Origin of the sequence: Castellaniella sp. (assembly GCF_041677825.1) — a bacterium.
Taxonomy (GTDB): domain Bacteria; phylum Pseudomonadota; class Gammaproteobacteria; order Burkholderiales; family Burkholderiaceae_B; genus Castellaniella.
The window spans coordinates 1-21,198 of the sequence record NZ_JBAYPG010000039.1 but is presented as its reverse complement, the minus strand read 5'-3'; the positions used below and the strand labels follow the sequence as shown (position 1 = coordinate 21,198).

Sequence of the window (21,198 nt, the reverse complement as noted above, 5' to 3'; positions counted from 1 at the left end):
CTTCGACAAGCTAGGCCTTCCCAGACTCTCATAACCTCAACTTCTCGAACCGCCCGGTGCGGACCCGCATGCCGGGTGGTGTGGCAGGGGTGCAGTTCATAAGAACTGCCCCCTATGCCGATTTCGGGCTCTGGCGGCGGTGGGCCGCAACCCGGCAGCCGGGGGCGCAGGTCCGCTCTGTCGTAGACGCCGGTCTGCCTTCCCCGGGGGTGCGCTGCAGGCCGATGGCAGGCGGTCTTGCTGCAGATGAACGATAATCGGGGTTCGGACTGGTTCCATTGTGATTCCAGCGTGACTCCTTCGCCACCCCATTCCATCGCCGTCATCCCTTGATTGCCTCGTCATTCTCCGACGCCCTGAGCTGGCCCATCATCAGCATCACTGCCTTTCTGGCCGGCGGCCTGATCGTCGTCTCCGAGCGCTGGCATGGGCGCTACACCGGAGACGTCGATCTGCACAAGCCGCAGGCCATGCATGCCCGCGCTGCGCCGCGGGTGGGCGGCCTGGCCGTCGTGGCCGGTACCCTGGCCGGCCTGCTGGTTCTTGGGCCACGCAACATGACCCTGGGCTGGTTGTGGCCGGCCTTGTTCGTGGCCGTGCTGCCTGTGTTCATGGCGGGCTTGCTCGAGGACATCACCAAGGACATCGGATCCGGCAAGCGCCTGCTGGCCGCCTTTCTGTCGGCTGCCATCGCCTGGTGGCTGCTGGGCGGCATATCGCGCGTGGGCCTGCCCTGGGTGGATGGCTGGCTGTCCGCCTGGCCGGTGCTGTCGCTGTTGTTCACCATGCTGGCCGTGGGCGGATGTACCCATGCCCTGAACATCGTCGATGGCATGAACGGGCTGGCTGGCATGATCGCCAGCCTGATCGCGCTGTCGCTTGCGCTGGTGGCCTGGCAGGTGCAGGACGTGCCCATCTTCCTGATTGCCACCGCGCTGGCGTCGGCCACCCTGGGTTTTCTGGCCTGGAACTTTCCGTTCGGGCGCGTGTTCCTGGGTGATGGCGGGGCCTATTTTCTTGGGTTCATGCTGGCTGAACTGGCCGTGCAGCTGGTGGTCCGCAACCCGGGCGTGTCGCCATTCTACGCCCTGGCCGTGCTGTTCTACCCGGTGTTCGAGACGCTGTTTTCCATCTGGCGACGCAAGTTCAGGCGTGGCGTGCCAGTCGATCAGCCCGATGCCCTGCATTTGCACCAACTGGTCTTTCGGCGTCTGGTCCGGGTGACCTTCAGTCGTGATCGCCGCCATGCGGTGCCTGCCCTGTGCAATGCCATGGCATCGCCCTATCTCTGGGTGCTGGCGCTGATCAGTCTGGTGCCGGCCACCGTGTGGTGGGATGACGTGCGCATCCTGGGCCTGAGCATGGTGGCCTTTGCGGCTGTCTATGTCTGGCTGTATGTCAGGCTCATCACCTGGCGTCGTCCGCGCTGGCTGTTGCTGCCCTCGCTGGGGCGGCGCGGGCGCAGCGATTAAAATCATCCCGATGCAGCAATCTTTTTCCGGAGGGCCCGCGATGAAATTGAATGATGTCCGTCTGGCTGTCGTCGGGCTGGGCTATGTGGGCCTGCCGCTGGCTGTTGAATTCGGCAAGTGCCGCCCGGTTCTGGGCTTCGACGTCAACCGGCAGCGCATCGCAGAACTGCAGGCGGGCCAGGACGCGACGCTGGAAGTCGAGGCCGCCGAGCTGGCCCAGGCAAGACAGCTCGAATTCACCTCCGAGCCCGGGGCGCTTGCGCGGGCCAACGTGTTCGTCGTCACCGTGCCCACACCCATAGACCAGTACAAGCAGCCCGATCTGTCGCCTCTGGTGCGCGCCAGCGAAACAATCGGGCGGGTGCTCAAGCGCGGGGATGTGGTGATCTACGAATCCACGGTCTATCCGGGGGCCACGGAAGAAGTCTGCGTGCCGGTGCTCGAACGGGTCTCCGGCCTCGCATTCAATCAGGATTTCTTTGCGGGCTACAGCCCGGAGCGCATCAACCCGGGCGACAAGGCGCACCGCGTGGCCACCATACGCAAGGTGACGTCGGGTTCCACCCCCGAAATTGCCGATCTGGTCGATGCCCTGTATCGTGAAATCATCACCGCGGGTACGCACAAGGCGTCCTCCATCCGCGTGGCCGAGGCGGCCAAGGTGATTGAAAACACGCAGCGCGATGTCAATATCGCCCTGATCAACGAATTGGCCCTGATTTTCAATCGCCTGGGCATCGATACCCAGGAAGTGCTCGAGGCGGCAGGCACAAAATGGAATTTCCTGCCGTTTCGCCCGGGCCTGGTGGGCGGGCACTGCATCGGGGTCGATCCATACTATCTGACCCACAAGGCCCAGTCGATCGGCTATCACCCGGAGATCATCCTGGCCGGGCGCCGGCTGAACGATTCAATGGGCGGCTACGTGGCCGCTCAACTGGTGAAGGCGATGACCAAGCGGCGCATCCAGGTGCAGGGTTCGCACGTACTGGTGCTGGGGCTGGCCTTCAAGGAAAACTGCCCCGACCTGCGCAATACCCGCGTCGTCGATATCGTGCATGAGCTGGGTGAATACCATATCGCCACGGATGTCCACGATCCCTGGGTCGATGCGGACGAAGCCGAGCGCGAATACGGCATCCGGCCCATTGCTGCGCCAGAGCCGGGTGCCTATGATGGCATCATCGTGGCCGTGGCGCACGAACAGTTCAGGGCCATGGGCGAGGCCGTCCTGCGCGCACTGGGCAAGCCCGAGCACGTGCTTTACGATCTGAAGTATGTGCTGGACAAACACCAATCCGATCTGCGTCTCTGAGAATTCCATGCCCTGTCCCCATGATTTGATCCAAACGCAACTGCAGCAGGCGCCGCGCACCTGGCTGCTCACGGGTTGTGCCGGCTTCATCGGCTCGAACCTGCTCGAAACCCTGCTGCGGCTCGATCAACCGGTCATCGGGCTGGATGATTTCTCCACGGGCTACCAGCGCAATCTGGATGAGGTGCGCGACCGGGTCAGCCCTGCGCAATGGGCGCGTTTCCAGTTCATCGAGGGCGATGTCCGCGATCTGGACACCTGCCACAGGGCCACGCGGGGTGTACAGCATGTGCTGCATCAGGCCGCATTGGGTTCGGTGCCGCGTTCGCTCGAGGATCCGGTCACCACCAACGATGTCAATATCGGCGGGCACCTGAACATGCTGGTGGCCGCGCGCGATGCCGGGGTGCGGTCTTTTGTCTATGCCGCGTCCAGTTCAACCTATGGCGATCTGCCCGGGCTGCCGAAGGTCGAGGACAGGATCGGCCGGCCCCTGTCCCCCTATGCGGTGACCAAATACGTGAACGAGCTGTATGCCGACGTCTTTTTCCGGGCCTGGGGCCTGGATTCCGTCGGTCTGCGGTATTTCAATGTCTTCGGGCCCCGTCAGGATCCGGATGGAGCCTACGCGGCGGTCATCCCCAAGTGGGTGTCGGCCATGATCCTCGATCAGCCCGTGGTGATCAACGGCGATGGCGAGACCAGCCGCGACTTCTGTTTTGTCGACAACGCGGTACAGGCCAATCTCCTGGCGGCACTGGCCGGTCCGCAGGGCCAGAACCAGGTGTACAACGTCGCGTTCAATGCCCGCACGTCGCTCAACGAACTGTTCGGGCATTTGCGTACCGTGCTTGGCCGCCATGGGGTCGAGTACCGGAAAGACGCCCGGCATGCGGATTTCCGTGCGGGCGACGTCCGACATTCGCAAGCCGATATCGCCAAGGCCCGCCGTCTGCTGGGATATGACCCACAATACGACATCCTGCAAGGTCTCGAATCGGCCATGCCCTGGTATGTCCGATTCCTGCGCTGAGCACCTGCTGATTCTCCATCACTCCATGCGGGCGGGTGGGGCAGAGCGGGTGGCGGCCCAGCTGGCAGCGTGGTGGCTGGGCCAGGGGCGGCGCGTGACGCTGGTGACGCTGGCCGGTTCCGGGCAGGATGCCTACGCGCTGCCGGCTGGCGTGCGCCGCATTGCCCTGGACGTGGCGCGCGACAGCCGGGGCGCGCTGCAGGCGCTGATCGGCAATCTGGGGCGTTACCGTGCGGTGCGCCGGGTGCTGCGTGAAGAGCGCCCGGATGTCGTGGTGGGCATGATGACGCGTCCTTCGATTCTTGCGCTGCTGGCGGCCCATGGGTTGGGGGTGCCGGTCATCGCCACCGAGCACAGCCATCCACCCGCCAGGCGGTTGCCCCGTTTCTGGGTCGTTCTGCGGCGCCGGGCGTATCCGCGCGCGCACGCCGTCGTGGCCCTGACCCGGCGCAGTGCGCAGTGGCTGGATGCCCATGTGCCCGGGGTCCGTGCGCAGGTGATCCCCAATGCAGCCATCTGGCCGATACCGGGCGGCGAGCCGGTGCGTCCTGCCCCGGCGCCTGGCCCGCGGTCCATCGTGCTGGCCGTGGGTCGCCTGCATGCCGTGAAAGGCTTCGATTGCCTGATCCGGGCCTTTGCGCGGCTGGCCGAAGCACAGCCACACTGGGATCTGGTCATTCTGGGCGAGGGCCCCGAGCGCCCGGCGCTCGAGGCGTTGCGCAGCCAACTGGGGCTGGATCACAGGATCCAGCTGCCGGGGCGCGTGGGCAATGTGGCCGACTGGTATCGGGCCAGCAGTCTGTATGTGCTCAGTTCGCGCACCGAAGGGCTGCCCAACACCCTGCTGGAGGCCATGGCGTCGGGCTTGCCGTGTGTGGCTTTCGACTGCGAAACGGGGCCGTCGGACATCATCCGCGCCGATGTGGACGGCGTTCTGGTGCGCGAGCTGCAGGATCCCGCCGCGCTGGCGGCCGCGCTGGGCCGGCTGATGGCCGATCCAGCCCTGAGGGCGCGTCTGGCTCACCGGGCGCCTGAAGTGCTGCAGCGGTTCGGGCAGGACAGGATCATGGTGCTCTGGGACGCGCTTCTTCCTGGCCGGCGTCGCGCAGCAGTCGACGCAACGGCCATGAACACGGCGCCGCTGCCATGAAATTGCTGTTCCTGCTCAGCTCGCTGCATGGCGGCGGTGCCGAGCGTGTGGCCGCCACGCTGGCCAGCGCCTGGGTGCGCAATGGGGTTGACGTGCATCTGGTCTGCTGTTTTTCCGGGCGCGGGCGCAATATGCAGGTGCTGGATCCCCGTGTACGGGTCGAGTGGCTGGCCGATCGGATGCCTGCGAGCCCCGGCATGCTGCGGCCGCTCGTCAAGCTGTGGGCCTTGCGGCGGTTGGTTCAGGCGTACCGGCCGGATCGCGTTCTTTCATTCCTCACCAATGTCAATGTGATGGCGCTGCTGGCCACCCGGGGGCTGGATGTCCCGGTGGTGGTGAGCGAGCGTTCCGATCCCCTGCACGGGTGGGCTGCGGGCCGCGTGCTGCGTGTCCTGCGCCGGTTCACGTACCCCTGGGCGGCACGCGTCGTGGTACAGACGGAGACCGCGCGCCGGCACCTGATCCAGGTGGCCCCCGCGGTGCGCCACAGCGTGGTGATTGCCAACCCGCTGCCGCCCGAGCTGCCGCCTTCACGCCACGCCGAACCGGCCGGGGATCGGCTCGTTCTGGTGGCGGCCGGCCGCTTCCAGCCGGTCAAGCAATTCGATCGGCTGATCGAGGTGTTTGCCCGTCTTGCGCCCACGAATCCCCGGTGGGATCTGGTGATCTGGGGCGATGGTCCGCAGCGCGAGGCCTGCCAGGCGCGGGTGCATGCGCTGGGCCTGCAGGCGCGCATCCGGCTGCCTGGGCATACCCGTCAGCTCTGGCCTGCATTGCTGCAGGCCCATGTGTTCATCCATTGCTCGCGCGTCGAAGGGTTTCCGAATGCCCTGCTCGAGGCCATGGCGCTGGGGCTGCCCTGCGTGGCCACCGATTGTCCATCCGGGCCGGCCGATATGACACGCCAGGGGCGCGATGCGCTGCTGGTGCCCCCGGATGACGAGCGGGCCTGGGCGCGTGCGCTGGGTGAACTGCTGTCGGCCAGCCCGCAGGACCGGGCAGCGCGTGGCCGCGCGGGCGCGGTCTCGGTACGGTCGCGTTACGGACTGGAGGCCATTCTGGCCCGTTGGGATGCGCTGGGCCTTGCCTGGTCATCGGGCGCTGCCGATCCTTCGACGGGTGCCGCGCATGAATGATGTATCCAGCCAGACCGCGCGGCTGCACGTATTGCACGTCATCTCGGGGCTTCTGCACGGGGGCGCGGAAACCGTGCTGCAGCGCCTGGTCACGGCGGATCGGGACCGCGTCCGGCATCAGGTGGTTTCCATGCGTGGCTTCGGGGTCATCGGGCCGAGCCTGCAGGCGGCGGGCATCGAGGTGATCGATCTAGAGATGCGGGGCGTGGCAGGCTCCCTGCGCGGGCTCTGGCGCCTGTACCGCCTGCTGCGCAGGCAGCGGCCCGATGTGGTCCAGACCTGGATGTATCATGCGGACTTGCTCGGGGGGCTGATTGCGCGTCTGGCCGGCGTGCGTGCCGTATCCTGGGGGCTGCGCAATTCGGGCGAGCACCTGGCCGAGAGCAGCCGCTCGTCGCGGCGGGCGGCGTGGTGGTGCGCGCGTGTCTCCGGCATGGTGCCGGCCGCCATCGTGGCCTGTGCGCATCGGGCGGCCGTGGTGCATCGTGCGCTGGGCTATCGTACTGATCGGCTGGTCGTGATCCCCAACGGCTATGATCTGCGGCGCTGGCAGCCTGATCCTGTCAGCAGGGGCCGTCTGCGGGCTTCGCTGGGCGTGGCCGAGGATGAGGTGCTTCTGGGTTGCGTGGCCCGCTGGAATCCGCTCAAGGACCACGCCAATCTGCTGGCCGCCCTGGCGCTGTGCCAGCATCACGGCCTGCGGCTGCGCTGCGTGCTGGTCGGGCTGGGCATGTCGCCGGACAACGCCGGACTGCTGGCGATGGCGCGCGATCTCGGGGTGCTGCAGCAACTGGTGCTTCTGGGGCGGCGCGATGATGTGCCGCACTGGATGGCCGCGATCGACGTACACGTGCTGGCCAGCAAGGCCGAGGGTTTTCCCAATGTGGTCTGCGAGGCCATGGCCTGCGGCGCGGCAGCGGTGGTGACCGACGTGGGCGATGCCGCAGAAATCGTGGCGCAGCATGGCTGGGTGGTGGCTGCGCAGGATCCCGCGGCATTGGCGCAGGCCATGCAGGCTGCGGTCAGGGCCGTGCGCGCACCGGGCTGGGCGGCGCGCCAGACCGCCGCGCGTGAGTCGGTGGCGCAGCGCTATGGGCTGCAGGCGATGGTGGACCGCTATGACGCCTTGTGGCGGCGTCTTGCCCAGAATCCTCTTGCCCGGGGTCGGTCAGGGTGGCGCGAGGCCGACGCCCAGGCCGCGGATCACGGTGCGTACCCGGTGCCAGGCGCTCCATTTGCGCCCCGGCTTCTTTTTTTCATCACCAATCCGGCCTTTTTCATCTCGCATCGCCTGCCTGTGGCCGAGGCGGCGCGCCAGGCGGGCTACGAGGTGCATGTGGCGTCGATGGCAGGCCCCGAGGGGGCGCGCCTGAAGGCACTGGGTTTCGTGCATCACGTGCTGCCGTTGTCGCGTACCGGCATGCGACCCTGGGCCGAATGGCGCAGCCTGTGGGCGCTGGGTCGTCTGTTGCGCACGCTGCAGCCTGCCCTGGTGCACGCCGTCACGCTCAAGTCTGTGCTGTATGGCGGCATCATGTCGCGCCTCATGGGGGTGCCGGCTTTTGTGGCGGCCATCTCCGGGCTGGGCTATGTGTTCATACCCGGGCCGGGCTGGCGGCGTGGCTGGCAGCGCCATCTGGCGCTGGTGTTGTATCGTCTGGCGCTGGGACACCGGCACAGCCGGGTCATATTCCAGAACCCCGCGGATCGCGACGTGCTGCTGCGGGCCGGGGCGCTGCGTGCCGCACAGGTCGTCATGATGCGCGGCTCGGGCGTGGATCTGCAGGCCTTCAGGCCGCGCCCCTGGCCTGCGCAGCCCGTCACGGCCGTGATGGCGGCACGGCTGCTGCGTGACAAGGGCGTGGTCGAGTTTGCCGAAGCCGCGCGCATTCTGCGCCAGCAGGGCAGCCCCGTGCGCTGCCGCCTGGCGGGCAGCCCCGATCCGGAAAATCCGGCCTCGATCGATGCCTCGACGCTGCAGGGCTGGCAGGACGACGGCTGGCTCGATTACGTCGGCGAATGCACGGATGTGGCGGCCCTGTACGCCCAGGCGCATATCGTCGTGCTGCCGTCCTACCGTGAAGGCCTGCCCAAGTCACTGATCGAGGCTGCGGCAGCCGGTCGGCCGGTGGTGACCACCGATGTGCCCGGCTGCCGGGATGCCATCGAACCGGGCGTCAGTGGCCTGCTGGTGCCTGCCAGGGATGCATCGGCCCTGGCGGGGGCCTTGCACAGACTGGCGGGCGATGCGGCCCTGCGCGTACGCATGGGCGCCGCCGGGCGCGCCCTGGCCGAACGGGATTTTGGCCTGGAACGCATCGTGCAGGCGCATCTGGCGGTCTATGCCGATCTGGGCGTCGTGCCCGTTCAGAAGGGCAGTGCGTGCCCGGCAGGCAGCACGGCACCCAGGGCCGCGCGAAATTCCGATTGAATGCGTGCCAGCGCGCCGGGGGTATCGCCCTCGAAGCGCAACACCACCACCGGCGTGGTGTTCGATGCCCGAGCGAGACCGAAGCCGTCGGCATATTCGACACGGATGCCATCGATCGTGATGCGCTCGGTCGCGGTCGGGAACTGCCCCTCGGCCTGCAGGCGCCGTACGAGCGCGTGGGGCTCGCCCTCGGCCATGGGCAACTTGAGTTCGGGGGTTGCCAGGCCCTGGGGCAGGGCGTCGAGCACGGCACTGGGGTCGGGGCTGCGCGAGAGGATCTCGAGCAGGCGGGCGCCGGCATAGAGACCATCGTCAAAGCCGAACCAGTGGTCGTTGAAGAAAATATGGCCACTCATCTCGCCGGCCAGTGGCGCGCCGGTTTCCGCCAGACGGGCCTTGATCAGCGAGTGCCCGGTCTGCGACATCAGCGGCGTGCCGTCCGCGGCACGGATGGCGGCGCCCAGGTGGCGGCTGCATTTCACGTCGAACAGGATTTCGGCGCCCGGCCGCCGCTCGAGGATGTCGCGCGCAAACAGGATCATCTGCCGGTCTGGCCAGATGATCTGCCCCGAACGGGTGACCACGCCGAGGCGGTCGGCATCGCCATCGAAGGCCAGACCCAGTTCGCAGCCCGATGCCTGGACATGGGTGATCAGGTCCTGCAGGTTGGCTGGATCGGCCGGATCCGGATGGTGGTTGGGGAACAGGCCGTCCACTTCGGTGTAGAGTTCATCCACCGAGCAGCCCAGTGCCTGGTACAGGCGCGTGGCGGCCACGCCCCCGACACCGTTGCCGCAGTCGATGGCGATCTTCATGGGGCGGGCCAGGTGCACTTGCCCGCGTATGGTCTGGATATAGGTGTCGACCAGCGCCTGATGCCGCGTGCGGCCCCGGGACACACCCGCAGGGGGGCGGACATGCTGCATGGACTCGCGCAGTGCGTGGATGTCTGCACCGTACAGGGTACGCCCGCCGAGCATCATCTTGAAACCATTGTAGTCAGGCGGGTTGTGGCTGCCCGTGACGGCCACCCCGGAACCACTGCCGCTGTGGTGGGCCGCGAAGTACACCAGCGGTGTGTGCACCAGACCCAGGTCGATCGTATCCAGCCCGCCCTCGCGCAGGCCTTCCTGGAGGGCCTGCGCGAGATCGGGGCTGGACAGGCGGCCGTCGTGGCCCACCGCCATGCTGCGCACCCCTTGCGCCCGTGCCCGTTCTGCCAGGGCCAGCCCCAGCAGTCGGGCGAACCCGGCGTTCAGGGGGTCGGGTACCGTGCCGCGAATGTCGTAGGCCTTGAACACACTGGATGGCAGGGAAAGGGGCAGGTTCAAAAGGAACTCCATCACGAAGGGGTGAATGTACCGAATGGATTATCGCTGATTACAATAGCGGATTGTCACGGATTGCTGGAACGGGGTTGGCCGTCATGGATCATTTGCAAGCGTTGCGCGCGGTGGTGGGTGTCACACACGTCCTTACAGGGGCGGATGCGCAGCCGTTCGAAACAGACTGGCGCGAACGCTATCGTGGCCGGTCGCTGGCCGTGGTGCGCCCGGCCAGCACGGCCGAAGTCGCCAGCGTGGTGCGCCTGTGTGCCCAGGCAGGCCTGCCTGTCGTCCCGCAGGGGGGCAATACCGGCTTGTGCGGTGCGGCGACCCCCGATGGTTCGGGGCAGGCCGTGATTCTTTCCCTGCAGCGCCTGAACCAGATCCGCCATGTGGATACCGACAACGATACCCTGGTGGCCGAAGCGGGCTGCATCCTGCAGGCGGTGCAGCAAGCGGCCGATGAAGCGGGCCGGCTGTTTCCGCTCAGCCTGGCTGCCGAGGGCAGCTGTACCATAGGCGGCAATCTGGCAACCAATGCGGGCGGCACCCAGGTGCTGCGCTATGGCAACATGCGTGAACTCACCCTGGGCCTCGAGGTGGTCACCCCCCAGGGCGAGATCTGGCATGGCCTGCGCGGGCTGCGCAAGGACAACACGGGTTACAGTCTGCGCGACCTCTACATCGGCAGCGAAGGCACCCTGGGGGTGATCACGGCAGCCACCCTCAAGCTGTTCCCCCAGCCAGTCGCTCGCTGCACTGCGCTGCTGGCCCTGGGGTCCATCGGGGCCGCCATCGGCGTACTGGGGCTGGCGCGTGCCGGCCTGGGCGCCTCGCTGACGGGCTTCGAGCTCATGGCTGCGCCGTGTCTGCTGGACGTGGTTCGCGCGTTCCCGCAGCAGCGTTTGCCCTTCGCCAACCCTTCTGCTCCCTGGTATGCTCTGCTCGAGCTCTCGGACAGCGAATCCGAAGCCCACGCCCGCGAACGTTTCGAGCACGTGATCGGCGAGGCCATCGAAGCCGGGCTGGTGCAGGATGCGGCGATTGCCGAGTCCGTGGCACAGAGCCAGGCGCTCTGGCACCTGCGTGAAAGCATTCCGCTGGCCGAAAAAGAAAAAGGCAAGAGCATCAAGCATGATATTTCTGTTTCGGTGTCGCGCATGGCCGAGTTCGTCGAACACACCAACGCGGCCCTTCAGGCGGCGTTTCCGGGTATCCGACATGTGATTTTCGGCCATCTGGGCGATGGCAACCTGCATTACAACGTGGCACCGGGGGTCGGCTGGGATGCCGACCGCCTGCTGGCGCAACAGGAAGCCGTCTATCAGCTGGTGCACGATCGGGTGCATGCGGTGGGCGGGTCCATCAGTGCCGAACACGGCGTGGGCCAGCTCAAGCGCGATGCGCTGCCGCGCTACAAGGATCCGGTCGAGATGGTCCTGATGCACCGCCTCAAGTCGGCGCTCGATCCGCAGGGCCTCATGAATCCCGGCAAGGTGCTGGCCTGAGCCAACCGGCGCATCAGCCGGGGAACGGCTGGAACGGGTAAATCAGCCCCATCCCGGCGCAGGTCCCTCGAGGCAGGTTCACCCTGGATGCAGGTTCACCCCAGTGCAGGCTCACCCCGGCGCAGGCTCCTTCAGCGCTTCTGGCAGTGCGGGCAGAAATACGTGGCCCGCTGGCCTTGTACCAGGCGCCGTATCAGGGTGGCACACCGGGGGCAGGGCTGGCCATCGCGCTCATAGACTGCTGCATGCAGGCTGAAATATGCGCCTGGCGCGCCCTGTGGATCCACGTAGTCACGCAGGGTGCTGCCGCCTGCTTCGAGTGCCTGCGCCAGTGTGCTCAGGATGGCCTCATGCAGCCGTGCACAGCGGGGTCGTGAAATTTGCCCTGCAGACAGGCGTGGATCGATGCCGGCCTGAAACAGCGCTTCCGATGCATAGATGTTGCCCACGCCCACCACGATGCGGCCGGCCAGCAGCAGTGGTTTGATGGCCTGCCTGCGCCCCTGCAACTGGCCATGCAGCCACTCGGGCGTGAACCCGGGGTCGAATGGCTCGATGCCCAGCCCGGCCAGCAGGGGGTGGGCCAGCAATGGGCCGTCCGTGTCCGGGTGCCAGAGGACGGCACCGAAGCGGCGCGGATCGTGCAGCAGGAAGCGTCCATCATCGAAACGCCATTCGACGTGGTCGTGTTTGCGCAGCGGCGCCTGCATGGGCACGCGGCGCAGGGAGCCCGACATGCCCAGGTGCACGATCTGCGTGCCGCCATCGAAACGGATGAGCAGGTATTTGCCACGCCGTTCGCAGGCCCGTACCGTCTGGCCCTGCAGCCGGGCGGGCAGTCCGGCTGGCACGGGCCAGCGCAGGCGGGGCTCGTGGATCACCAGCTCACGCAGGATCCGTCCGGGCATGAACGTGGCGATTCCACGACGTGTCGTTTCAACTTCTGGCAGTTCGGGCATGGCAGGGGTGATAACATCCTCTTTCTATGATGCAATTTTGCCACCAGACGCGCAATGTGTTCGCGTCGCGGCTCTGGTTCAGCCCATGAGACTCCCCATTTTCGTTCTGGCTGTGCTGCTTGCGCTGGGCGCTGCACACACGGGGGCGTGGGCTGCATCGTCCGATACGGACACACAGACGAAAGAAGACGCCATCCAGATGCGCCAGGGCGAACCGCCCCTCGTGCCGCTTACGCCCGAGCTGCTGTATCGGCTTCTGGTGGCCGAATTCTCGGCGCAGCACGGTCTGTACGATGACGCCGCCCAAGAACTGCTGGCCCTGTCACGCGACACGCTGGATTCACGCCTTGCGCTGCGCTCATTCCAGATGGCCATGTCAGGGCATAACCTGGCCCTGGCCCTGCGCGCGGCGCACCAGTGGGCCACCCTCGATCCGGACAATCCCGAGGCCGTGGCCGCCTCGCTCGCCCTGTCGGCATCCAGCGGGCAGACCGATGGCCTGGCGCGCACGCTGGCCCGCCGCATCGCTGCAGCGGATGACCGTGATCAGGCCATCGTGCAGGCGGCGGGGATCGTGGCCCGCATGACCGACAAGCGTCTGGCGCTGGACGTTCTGGACAAGGCCCTGGTCGATGTGGTGGGCAGCTCCAGTCTGGCTCGTCTGGCGCTGGCCGATGCGGCCTGGGCCGCCGGCGAGAATGCGCGCGCCCTGAAAGAAGCCCGCCGTGGGCAGCAGCTCGACCCGGATTCTCAGGATGCAGCCCAGCGCGTGCTCGAATATGGCCTGCGCCTCGAGCCCGAGAGTGTGATCCGTGAAACACGGGCCTTCATCGACGAACACCCCGGCCAGCGTGGCCTCGAGTTGCTGCTGGTCAGCCGCCTGACCAGCCAGGGCCGGTTCGACGATGCGCTGGCCCTGCTGGCACGCATGCGCCGGCAGGCGCCCGAAGACTTCGACCTGCTGTACACCGAGGCCGAGGTCAATGCACGCGCCGAGCGCTATGCACAGGCGCGCGTGCTGCTGGATCAGTACATCGCCATCCAGCAGCAAAGGCGCAGGGCGCTCGATGATCGTGCGACCAATGCGCAGGCCGATGTGGCCGATGCGCGCCTGCTGCTGGTGCGCATGGCCGAGCGTGAGAATGATCATCGCGAGGCCATCCGCCAGTTGCGCCTGATCGACGACCCGGCGCTCACCTTTCAGGCGCGTACCCATGAGGCGGTGCTGTATGGCAAGCTGGGCGATCTGGCGCAGGCCAGGGCCACGCTGGAGGCCATCGAACCCGAAGACCGGCGTGAGCGCGCCACGATCCGCCTGACGCTTGCGGCCATCTACAAAGATGCAGGGCGTACCGATCAGGCAGTCGAACTGCTCAAGGCGGCCGATCTCGAAATGCCCGATACGCCGGAAATCAAATACGATCTGGGCATGACGTTGCTGCATCAGGGCAAGGTCGATGAATTCGAGGTCTTGATGCGCCGCATCATCGAACTCGACCCGGACAATGCCAATGCATTCAACTCGCTGGGCTACACCCTGGTCGAACAGAACCGCGATCTGGACGAGGCCCGCGATCTGCTCGAGCGCGCCCTCGATCTGGATCCCGACAGCCCCTTCATTCTCGACAGCGTGGGCTGGTACCTGTATCGCATCGAGGATTACCAGGGTGCGCTCGAATACCTGCACCGATCCTATGCGCAGATGCCGGCCGCCGACGTGGCAGCCCATCTGGGCGAAGTCCTGTGGCTGCTCGGGCGCCAGGATGAGGCCCGTGACGTCTGGTCGGGGGCTCTGCGGCGTGAACCCGACTCACCGGCCATCCTCGATACCCTCAAGCGCTTGAAGGTGCCTCGGCCATGATGCTGCGCTGGCTGTTGACGTGCGGCCTGTTGCTGGCCCTGGTGGCGTGCGCGGCGCCCTCGCGCATCGGCGGGCAGGCGCCCGCGTTCGAGCGGGTGGGGCGGTTTGCCGTCACCCTGCAGCCCGCTGACGGGCCGGCGCAGGCCGTGCAGGGTGGCTATGCCTGGCGTGACGATGGTCAGCGTCTGATACTCGACCTGTCCACACCGCTGGGCAATGTGCTCGCGCGCGTTCAGGTCGATCCCGGCCATGCCACGCTCGAGCAGGCAGACGGCCAGCTTGACCGGGCCACTGATGCGGATGGCCTGATCGCCAGGGTCTGGGGGCATCCCATGCCGGTGGCCGGCCTGCGCGACTGGGTCCGTGGCCAGGCTGTGGACGGGCAGCCCGTGCAGGGCCTGCAGGCCGACGCGCAAGGCCGTCCCGAGGCCTTCGTGCAGCAGGGCTGGCAGGTGCGCCTGGGCCAGTGGGATGCCCAGGGGCCGCGGCGCATCCGCCTGTTGCGTGAAGATGCCCAGGGCCGCTGGCAGTTGCAGCTGATCGTCGACGACCCTGCGCCTCTCGCCAGGTGAGGGCGATGCGCGTTCTGCACGATGTTCCCGCGCCCGCCAAGCTGAACCTGTTTCTGCATGTGGTCGGCCGGCGTGCGGATGGCTACCATTTGCTGCAGACGGTATTCCGGTTCGTGGACTTTTGCGATACGCTGGACTTCGAACGTCTCGAAGACCGCCGTATCCTGCGCGCAGAAGAAACCCTGCCGGGGCTGGCGGCAGAAGAGGATCTGGTGGTACGGGCTGCCCGGGCCCTGCAGCAGGCTACAGGCACGTCCTACGGCGCCCGTATCGCGTGCCGCAAGCAGATCCCGGCCGGGGCCGGGCTGGGCGGGGGGTCCAGCGATGCCGCCAGCACGCTGCTGGCGCTGAACCGCTTGTGGGGCACCGGCCTGCGCCGTTCCGAACTGATGCGCCTGGCGCTCGCACTGGGGGCCGACGTCCCGGTGTTCATCCTGGGCCAGTGCGCATTTGCCGAAGGAATCGGCGCCGACCTGAGCCCGCTTCTGTTGCCGCAGCGGGCCTATGGCCTGGTGATGCCTGCCATGCCGATTGCCACCGCCGACATTTTTTCCGACCCTGATTTGACAAGAAATACAGAATCGGTAAGAATTTCGGACTTTACTGAGTGGCTTGAAGGGAACAGCGGCCTTTATGGCTGCAATGATCTTCAGGCCGTGGTCATCAGGCGGTATCCACAATGGTGCGGCCTGCATCAGGCCCTGCAGGCGGCGGGCGGGCATTTTCGCATGACGGGGTCGGGTTCCGGTCTGTTTGCTGAATATACGGACCTTGCCACGGCGCAGATGCAGCATGATCAAATTATCAGTAAAATAAGGCCCGGTCGGGCGGTCTTCCAGTCCCGGGTTTGCCGGGGTCTTCAAGACCACCCCCTGCGGGGCTGGGTTGACTGAAATTGGGGAATAGCCAAGTTGGTTAAGGCACCGGATTTTGATTCCGGCATGCGAAGGTTCGAATCCTTCTTCCCCAGCCACTCATTTCATTCGTTGCGGGCAGAATTTTCCAGGCTGTTGAATCAGCCCCGAAAAGGGGCAGGAATCAACAGCCTTGTCATTTGACACTTTGGTGCAACAGCATGCCACAAGACCGATTCATGATTTTCACCGGCACCGCAAACCCGCGCCTGGCGGTCGATGTCGTGAATCACCTCGACATGTCGCTGGGCAAGATGACGGTCGGCCGTTTCTCCGACGGCGAGGTCATGGTCGAGATCAACGAAAACGTGCGCGGCAAAGACGTTTTCGTGCTGCAGCCCACGTGCGCACCCACCAATGACAATCTCATGGAAATCATGGTCATGGTCGATGCCTTGCGGCGTGCGTCGGCGCGCAACATCACGGCGGCCATCCCCTATTTCGGCTATGCCCGCCAGGATCGCAGGCCGCGTTCGGCGCGGGTGTCGATTTCGGCCAAGGTGGTCGCCAACATGCTGCAGGTGGTCGGGGTCGACCGGGTCCTCACGATGGACCTGCATGCCGACCAGATCCAGGGGTTCTTCGATATCCCGGTCGACAACATCTATGCCGGGCCCATCCTGCTGGGGGATATCTGGGGCCGGCACTTCGAGAACCTGGTGGTGGTGTCCCCCGATATCGGTGGTGTCGTGCGGGCGCGTGCCCTGGCCAAGCAGCTCGAGTCGGATCTGGCCATCATAGACAAGCGCCGCCCGCGTGCCAATGTATCCGAGGTCATGAACATCATTGGCGATGTCAATGGCCGCACGTGCCTGATCATGGATGACATGGTCGATACGGCCGGCACCCTGTGCAAGGCCGCCTCGGCCCTGAAAGAGCGGGGCGCGGGCTCGGTCTACGCCTATTGCACGCACCCGGTGCTCTCGGGGGATGCCGTGGCCCGCATCCGCGATTCCGAGCTCGACGAGGTCGTGGTCACCGATACCATCCCGCTGGCCGAAGCAGCGCGCAATTGCAGCAAGATCCGTCAATTGTCGTGTGCGTCACTGCTGGGGGAAACCATTTTGCGCATTTCCACGGCCGAGTCGGTCAGTTCGCTGTTTGCCGATTGATCAATTTCCGCCTCTTGCTGGTCGCGGCAAGAGGCGTCCTGCAGCCAGTGGCTGCGCTGTCGTCATGGGGGCATGGCCCCCTTTTTGGAGTCTTTCATGAAATTCACCGCCACTTCGCGTAGCGTTCAGGGTTCGAGTGCGAGCCGCCGCCTGCGCCGCGCCGGTCGGGTACCCGCCATTGTCTATGGGGGCACTTCGGCCCCGGCCAATATCGAACTCGATCACAACCAGATTTACCACGCGCTCAACAAAGAAGAATTCCACGCATCGATCCTCGACATGGTGCTGGATGGCCAGGCCGAACCGGTGCTGGTGCGCGCCGTTCAATGGCACCCCTACAAGCCATTGGTGCTGCATGTCGACTTTCAGCGCGTCGATGCGCGCCAGGCGATCACCACGCGTGTGCCCGTGCATTATCTTCATTCGGACACCTGTCCGGCGGTCAAGCTGTCGGGCCAGGTGGTCATGCACGGCCCAGCCGAACTGAACATCACCTGCCTGCCCGCCAATCTGCCGCAGAACATCGTGGTTGACCTTGCGGGGTTGCTGGCCAATGGGCGCGTGTATCTCGAGGACATCACCCTGCCGCGTGGCGTCACGTATGTACCGCAGGGCGAAGAAGTCAATCCTCTACTGGCCCAGGCCAACCCGCCCAGGGGCACGGTCACGGATGATGCGGCCGAAGAAGGGGAAGAAAACGCGGCCGAGTGATCTCGCCGTCGGATTCATTGCACCGTACCGCGGGCCCCCGTCCGGCACAGGCTGGCGGGGGCTTTGTCGTATGATGTCAGCTTTGCATGTTGGGGGCTGTTCATGATGCCCATCCGCCTGATCGTGGGGTTGGGCAATCCCGGACCCGAGTACGAAGCGACCCGCCACAATGCAGGTTTCTGGCTGGCGGATCATTTTGCCGATGATCTGCACGCGCGCTTCGCGGTCGAAAAGCCTTTCTTTGCCGAAGTGGCCAAGGCGCGCCATGCCGGTCAGGTGGTGCTGCTGGCCAAACCCACCACCTTCATGAATCGCTCGGGGCAGGCTGTGGGCGCACTGGCGCGTTTCTACAGACTCGAAGCGGCGGAAATCCTGGTGCTGCATGATGAACTCGATCTGCTGCCTGGCGCGGCCAAGCTCAAGCTCGGGGGTGGCCACGCCGGGCACAATGGCCTGCGCGATATTCAATCCAGCCTGGGCACCGCGAATTTCTGGCGCCTGCGCCTGGGCATCGGCCATCCGCGCAGCCTGGGGCTGGCGCAGCAGGTGATCGGGTTCGTGCTGCATCCCCCACGCAAGGACGATATGCCGGGGATCAATGACGCCATAGAGCGTTGTCGCAGTATCCTGCCCCGTCTGCTCGATGGCGAATTCGATCGCGCCACCGAGCAGTTGCACCAGGGCAACCACCCGCGGGTCTGACGACGATGCTGGGCCTTGCGCGTCCTGCCGGCTTGCCCACGATGGGCCAGGAAATCGCCGATTTCCTGCGCTTCGTGCGCCGGCCCGGGCTGGGTCCACGCACCGGGGCCCGTCCAGCCGGATCCTGCCTGCCGGTGGATTTTGCGCTCGGGGCCCCCTGGTGGCGCATCCTGCACTGGGCGATCCTGCTCTGGACGCTGAACATTTTTGTGTTTGCGCCCCTGGCCCTGTCGGCGGCCACCGCGCTCGGGGCCGAGCACAGGCTCAATATCCACCAACTGCCCTGGCTCACCGCCATGGTCTGGGCGCCCATCGTGGAAGAGCTGACCTTCCGCTATGCCCTGCGACGCCCGGCCATGGTCTGGTGGTTCGTACCCCTGATGGTGGCTGTCCTGGTGCAGGGGCCGGCCCCTGCCTCTGCGCTGCTCGGCTGCGCCGCCCTGTTGCTGATCCTGGCCCCGCGCTGGTATCGTTCCGGGCATCGCTGGCAAGGGGGCTGGCGCCTGTCCTGGGCCGCACGGCGTCGTTACCGCCGCTGGTTTCCGGTCCTGTTCCACGCGGCGGCCATCGCGTTTGCAGCCGTGCACCTGTTCAATTTCCGGCTGTCCACAATCAGCTGGGTGGTGCTGCCGCTGCTGGTGTTGCCGCAATGGGTCACCGGGTTGGTCCTGGGCTGGTTGCGCGTGCGTCGCGGGGTGGGTGCGGCCATCGGGCTGCACGCGGTCTTCAACGGCGGGCCGTTGCTGCTGATTGCGCTGGTGCTGTATTTCTTCCCTGAACTGGCCGTTCAGTGAGCAGACCGGTGCGGCCCCGTTGGGGCCTGCCGGTACCGGCCCGGGCGCTCCATGCGCTGCAGGCGCCTGTGCCGCGAGCCGGCCCGGGTACAATGGCGTCCTGTTTTATCCGTCCAGAGAATCCCATGGCACTGCAATGCGGCATCGTCGGCTTGCCCAACGTCGGCAAATCCACCCTGTTCAACGCCCTGACCAAAGCCGGCATTGCCGCCGAAAACTACCCCTTCTGCACCATAGAGCCCAACGTGGGCGTGGTCGAAGTGCCGGATGCACGCCTGGCGCAACTGGCGGCCATCGTCAAGCCCGAGCGCGTCGTGCCGGCCGTGGTCGAGTTCGTGGATATTGCCGGCCTGGTGGCGGGTGCGTCCAAGGGCGAAGGCCTGGGCAACCAGTTTCTGGCCAACATCCGTGAAACCGATGCCATCGTGCACGTGGTGCGCTGCTTCGAAGACGAGAATGTGGTGCACGTAGCCGGGCGCATCGATCCCATCGCCGATATCGAGGTCATCAATACCGAACTGGCGCTGGCCGATCTGGCGATTGCCGAACGGGTCCTGCAGAAGAACCGCAAACTGGCCAATTCGGGCGACAAGCCCGCCATGCGGCTGGTTGCACTGTTCGAACGCATCCAGGCGGTTCTGGATCAGGGCCGCAGCGTGCGCAGTCTGGGGCTGGATGCCGATGAGCAGGCCTTGATCAAGGGCTACGGGTTCATCACGGCCAAGCGCACCATGTTCGTGGCCAACGTGCAGGAAGACGGCTTCGAGAACAATCCATATCTGCAAGCCGTGCAGGGCTATGCTGCGGGCGAGCAGGCGCCGGTGGTCGCAGTCTGCGCGGCCATCGAGGCCGAAATCGCCGATCTGGAAGATGCCGACAAAGAGGTTTTTCTGGCCGACATGGGGATGAGCGAGCCCGGCCTGGACCGGGTCATCCGGGCGGGCTATGAACTGCTGGGGCTGCAGACCTATTTCACCGCCGGGGTCAAGGAAGTGCGTGCCTGGACGATACCCGTGGGCGCCACGGCCCCGCAGGCGGCAGGCGTGATCCACACTGATTTCGAACGCGGCTTCATCCGCGCGCAGACCATTGCGTTCGAGGACTTCATCGCCTGCAAGGGCGAGCACGGCGCCAAGGAGGCCGGCAAGATGCGCGCCGAGGGCAAGGAGTACGTGGTGAAGGATGGGGACGTGATGAATTTCCTGTTCAACGTCTGACGATTTTTGCTGGATCTCGGTGGCGCTCAGTAGCGCTTGGTGGACGGATTGGCCCGTTTGAAATCAATGGGTTGCATGAACAATACGGTCTGCTGAGCGTTCCTGTTGTTCATCGAGGTCTGAAAAATTCGGGGGTAGCGTTGGGGGTACTCGTGTTCAACCGTGGGGGTACATCTCCCCGCGGTGGAGTCCAACGATGCCCGAGAATCTACTCACCGACGCCAGGATCAAGTCGGTCAAACCGACTGACCGAGGCTGGAAACTTTCAGACGGCAGGGGTCTGTTCCTGCTGGTCAAGCCTACCGGCGGAGATCATAGCCAGTCTTTGCGCTCAATTCCTATCGCACGAAAGAGTCCCGCATCAGGAAGTACCTGTCGCCCAAGTTCGATGGGATGCCGATGAGCGACATCGGCGTGAAACAGATTCGTCCGCTGCTGGGGGAGTGCAAGTCCCACGGAGCCTGGGCGGCGATGACGCGGGAGCAAATCCAGACGTTCTATCAGGCTTTGCGAGGCTACAGGGGCTATCCGGAAACTTCGTTATGTCTGCGGCTGATTGCGCTGACCGCCTGCCGTCCAGGGGAGGCGGCGGATGCCGAGTGGGACGAGTTCGACTTTGAGGATGCACTGTGGCGTCGGCCCGCGGCGAAGATGAAAGCGCGGCGTGACCATGTCAGCCCGTTGTCTGTGCAGGCCATTGCCGTGCTGAAGGATTTGCAGTGCATCACGAGTGGCGGACGCTATCTGTTCCCGCACCGGAGCGGCAAGGGCTTTACTACGCCTAACCGACTGACCTACGCGATGCGCGACATGAACCTGGGCCGGGGTACGACGCCGCATTGCTGGCGGACGACCTTTTCAACCTGGGCCAATGAGAACGGGTACCGGCCTGATGCGATTGAGCGGCAGCTTGCCCACGTGGAAAGCAACAAGGTGCGGGCGACGTACAACAAGGCGCTGCTGCTGGATCAGAGAAGGACGCTGTT

Annotated in this window: 18 protein-coding genes, 1 tRNA gene and 1 pseudogene; 18 read left to right on the top strand and 2 right to left on the bottom strand. The window is 65.6% G+C overall.

All coding sequences use genetic code 11. From position 1 onward, the window contains the following. Positions 1–356 precede the first annotated feature (356 nt). From WCY17_RS13370 to WCY17_RS13340, 7 genes and pseudogenes are all read left to right on the top strand, one after another. Positions 357–1,472, top strand: a complete 1,116-nt coding sequence (locus tag WCY17_RS13370; RefSeq protein WP_372702686.1) for a glycosyltransferase — start codon at positions 357–359, stop codon at positions 1,470–1,472. Between the two features lie 40 nt (positions 1,473–1,512). Further along, the gene (gene tviB / locus WCY17_RS13365; RefSeq protein WP_372702683.1) at positions 1,513–2,787 is read left to right on the top strand and encodes a Vi polysaccharide biosynthesis UDP-N-acetylglucosamine C-6 dehydrogenase TviB; all 1,275 of its coding nucleotides are present in this window, start codon (positions 1,513–1,515) and stop codon (positions 2,785–2,787) included. A 7-nt stretch (positions 2,788–2,794) separates the two neighbouring features. Continuing rightward, the gene (locus WCY17_RS13360) at positions 2,795–3,820 is read left to right on the top strand and encodes an SDR family oxidoreductase (RefSeq protein WP_372702682.1); all 1,026 of its coding nucleotides are present in this window, start codon (positions 2,795–2,797) and stop codon (positions 3,818–3,820) included. After that, the gene (locus WCY17_RS13355) at positions 3,801–4,970 is read left to right on the top strand and encodes a glycosyltransferase family 4 protein (protein ID WP_372702681.1); all 1,170 of its coding nucleotides are present in this window, start codon (positions 3,801–3,803) and stop codon (positions 4,968–4,970) included. Before WCY17_RS13360 ends, WCY17_RS13355 begins: the two co-directional genes overlap by 20 nt. Beyond that, complete coding sequence (locus WCY17_RS13350; protein WP_372702680.1) at positions 4,967–6,106, top strand: glycosyltransferase family 4 protein; 1,140 nt, start codon at positions 4,967–4,969, stop codon at positions 6,104–6,106. The genes WCY17_RS13355 and WCY17_RS13350 overlap by 4 nt, the downstream gene beginning before the upstream one ends. Further along, positions 6,042–7,115: pseudogene (locus WCY17_RS13345) on the top strand (glycosyltransferase); the annotation flags it as partial. The gene WCY17_RS13350 and the pseudogene WCY17_RS13345, both read left to right, overlap by 65 nt. A 210-nt stretch (positions 7,116–7,325) precedes the next feature. Further along, entirely contained in the window at positions 7,326–8,537 is a 1,212-nt protein-coding gene (locus WCY17_RS13340; protein ID WP_372702685.1) for a glycosyltransferase family 4 protein, read from the top strand. Here WCY17_RS13340 and WCY17_RS13335 read toward each other — a convergent pair. Continuing rightward, positions 8,474–9,880, bottom strand: a complete 1,407-nt coding sequence (locus WCY17_RS13335; protein ID WP_372702684.1) for a phosphomannomutase/phosphoglucomutase — start codon at positions 9,878–9,880, stop codon at positions 8,474–8,476. The genes WCY17_RS13340 and WCY17_RS13335 overlap by 64 nt on opposite strands. A gap of 83 nt (positions 9,881–9,963) precedes the next feature. Between WCY17_RS13335 and WCY17_RS13330 the strand changes: the two genes are divergently transcribed. Beyond that, entirely contained in the window at positions 9,964–11,370 is a 1,407-nt protein-coding gene (locus WCY17_RS13330) for an FAD-binding oxidoreductase (RefSeq protein WP_372702679.1), read from the top strand. A 131-nt stretch (positions 11,371–11,501) separates the two neighbouring features. Here the strand turns inward: WCY17_RS13330 and mutM are convergent, their stop codons facing one another. Further along, positions 11,502–12,329: a bifunctional DNA-formamidopyrimidine glycosylase/DNA-(apurinic or apyrimidinic site) lyase gene (gene mutM, locus WCY17_RS13325; protein ID WP_372702678.1), complete on the bottom strand. Its 828-nt coding sequence runs from the start codon at positions 12,327–12,329 to the stop codon at positions 11,502–11,504. Between the two features lie 85 nt (positions 12,330–12,414). Between mutM and WCY17_RS13320 the strand changes: the two genes are divergently transcribed. The 10 genes from WCY17_RS13320 to WCY17_RS13275 form a co-directional block, all read left to right on the top strand. After that, entirely contained in the window at positions 12,415–14,190 is a 1,776-nt protein-coding gene (locus tag WCY17_RS13320) for a tetratricopeptide repeat protein (protein WP_372702677.1), read from the top strand. Beyond that, a complete protein-coding gene (locus tag WCY17_RS13315) occupies positions 14,187–14,762 on the top strand; it encodes an outer membrane lipoprotein LolB (RefSeq protein ID WP_372702676.1) in 576 nt (191 codons plus the stop codon). The genes WCY17_RS13320 and WCY17_RS13315 overlap by 4 nt, the downstream gene beginning before the upstream one ends. 5 nt (positions 14,763–14,767) lie before the next feature. Then, positions 14,768–15,655 (top strand): 4-(cytidine 5'-diphospho)-2-C-methyl-D-erythritol kinase, encoded by an 888-nt coding sequence (gene ispE, locus WCY17_RS13310; RefSeq protein ID WP_372702675.1) that lies wholly within the window; start codon positions 14,768–14,770, stop codon positions 15,653–15,655. 3 nt (positions 15,656–15,658) lie between these two features. After that, positions 15,659–15,735, top strand: a tRNA-Gln gene (locus WCY17_RS13305). 102 nt (positions 15,736–15,837) lie between these two features. Further along, positions 15,838–16,788: a ribose-phosphate pyrophosphokinase gene (locus WCY17_RS13300; RefSeq protein ID WP_372702674.1), complete on the top strand. Its 951-nt coding sequence runs from the start codon at positions 15,838–15,840 to the stop codon at positions 16,786–16,788. Positions 16,789–16,884: 96 nt separating this feature from the next. Then, a complete protein-coding gene (locus WCY17_RS13295) occupies positions 16,885–17,499 on the top strand; it encodes a 50S ribosomal protein L25/general stress protein Ctc (protein WP_372702673.1) in 615 nt (204 codons plus the stop codon). A 102-nt stretch (positions 17,500–17,601) separates the two neighbouring features. Further along, complete coding sequence (pth, locus tag WCY17_RS13290) at positions 17,602–18,201, top strand: aminoacyl-tRNA hydrolase (protein WP_372702672.1); 600 nt, start codon at positions 17,602–17,604, stop codon at positions 18,199–18,201. Between the two features lie 5 nt (positions 18,202–18,206). Next, positions 18,207–18,995 carry a type II CAAX prenyl endopeptidase Rce1 family protein gene (locus WCY17_RS13285; protein ID WP_372702671.1) on the top strand — a complete coding sequence of 263 codons (789 nt, stop codon included), beginning with the start codon at positions 18,207–18,209 and terminating at the stop codon, positions 18,993–18,995. A gap of 125 nt (positions 18,996–19,120) precedes the next feature. Continuing rightward, entirely contained in the window at positions 19,121–20,212 is a 1,092-nt protein-coding gene (gene ychF / locus WCY17_RS13280) for a redox-regulated ATPase YchF (RefSeq protein WP_372702670.1), read from the top strand. A gap of 399 nt (positions 20,213–20,611) precedes the next feature. Beyond that, a partial coding sequence (locus WCY17_RS13275) for a tyrosine-type recombinase/integrase (RefSeq protein WP_372702669.1) occupies positions 20,612–21,198 on the top strand: 587 nt, incomplete at its 3' end.

Excerpts from the sequence above, each read along its gene's own strand:
- tviB (WP_372702683.1), top strand. The coding sequence starts at position 1,513 with ATGAAATTGAATGATGTCCGTCTGGCTGTCGTCGGGCTGGGCTATGTG.
- WCY17_RS13360 (WP_372702682.1), top strand. The coding sequence starts at position 2,795 with ATGCCCTGTCCCCATGATTTGATCCAAACGCAACTGCAGCAGGCGCCG.
- WCY17_RS13355 (WP_372702681.1), top strand. The coding sequence starts at position 3,801 with ATGTCCGATTCCTGCGCTGAGCACCTGCTGATTCTCCATCACTCCATG.
- WCY17_RS13350 (WP_372702680.1), top strand. The coding sequence starts at position 4,967 with ATGAAATTGCTGTTCCTGCTCAGCTCGCTGCATGGCGGCGGTGCCGAG.
- WCY17_RS13335 (WP_372702684.1), bottom strand. The coding sequence starts at position 9,880 with ATGGAGTTCCTTTTGAACCTGCCCCTTTCCCTGCCATCCAGTGTGTTC.
- WCY17_RS13330 (WP_372702679.1), top strand. The coding sequence starts at position 9,964 with ATGGATCATTTGCAAGCGTTGCGCGCGGTGGTGGGTGTCACACACGTC.
- mutM (WP_372702678.1), bottom strand. The coding sequence starts at position 12,329 with ATGCCCGAACTGCCAGAAGTTGAAACGACACGTCGTGGAATCGCCACG.
- WCY17_RS13320 (WP_372702677.1), top strand. The coding sequence starts at position 12,415 with ATGAGACTCCCCATTTTCGTTCTGGCTGTGCTGCTTGCGCTGGGCGCT.
- WCY17_RS13315 (WP_372702676.1), top strand. The coding sequence starts at position 14,187 with ATGATGCTGCGCTGGCTGTTGACGTGCGGCCTGTTGCTGGCCCTGGTG.
- ispE (WP_372702675.1), top strand. The coding sequence starts at position 14,768 with ATGCGCGTTCTGCACGATGTTCCCGCGCCCGCCAAGCTGAACCTGTTT.
- WCY17_RS13300 (WP_372702674.1), top strand. The coding sequence starts at position 15,838 with ATGCCACAAGACCGATTCATGATTTTCACCGGCACCGCAAACCCGCGC.
- WCY17_RS13295 (WP_372702673.1), top strand. The coding sequence starts at position 16,885 with ATGAAATTCACCGCCACTTCGCGTAGCGTTCAGGGTTCGAGTGCGAGC.
- pth (WP_372702672.1), top strand. The coding sequence starts at position 17,602 with ATGATGCCCATCCGCCTGATCGTGGGGTTGGGCAATCCCGGACCCGAG.
- WCY17_RS13285 (WP_372702671.1), top strand. The coding sequence starts at position 18,207 with ATGCTGGGCCTTGCGCGTCCTGCCGGCTTGCCCACGATGGGCCAGGAA.
- ychF (WP_372702670.1), top strand. The coding sequence starts at position 19,121 with ATGGCACTGCAATGCGGCATCGTCGGCTTGCCCAACGTCGGCAAATCC.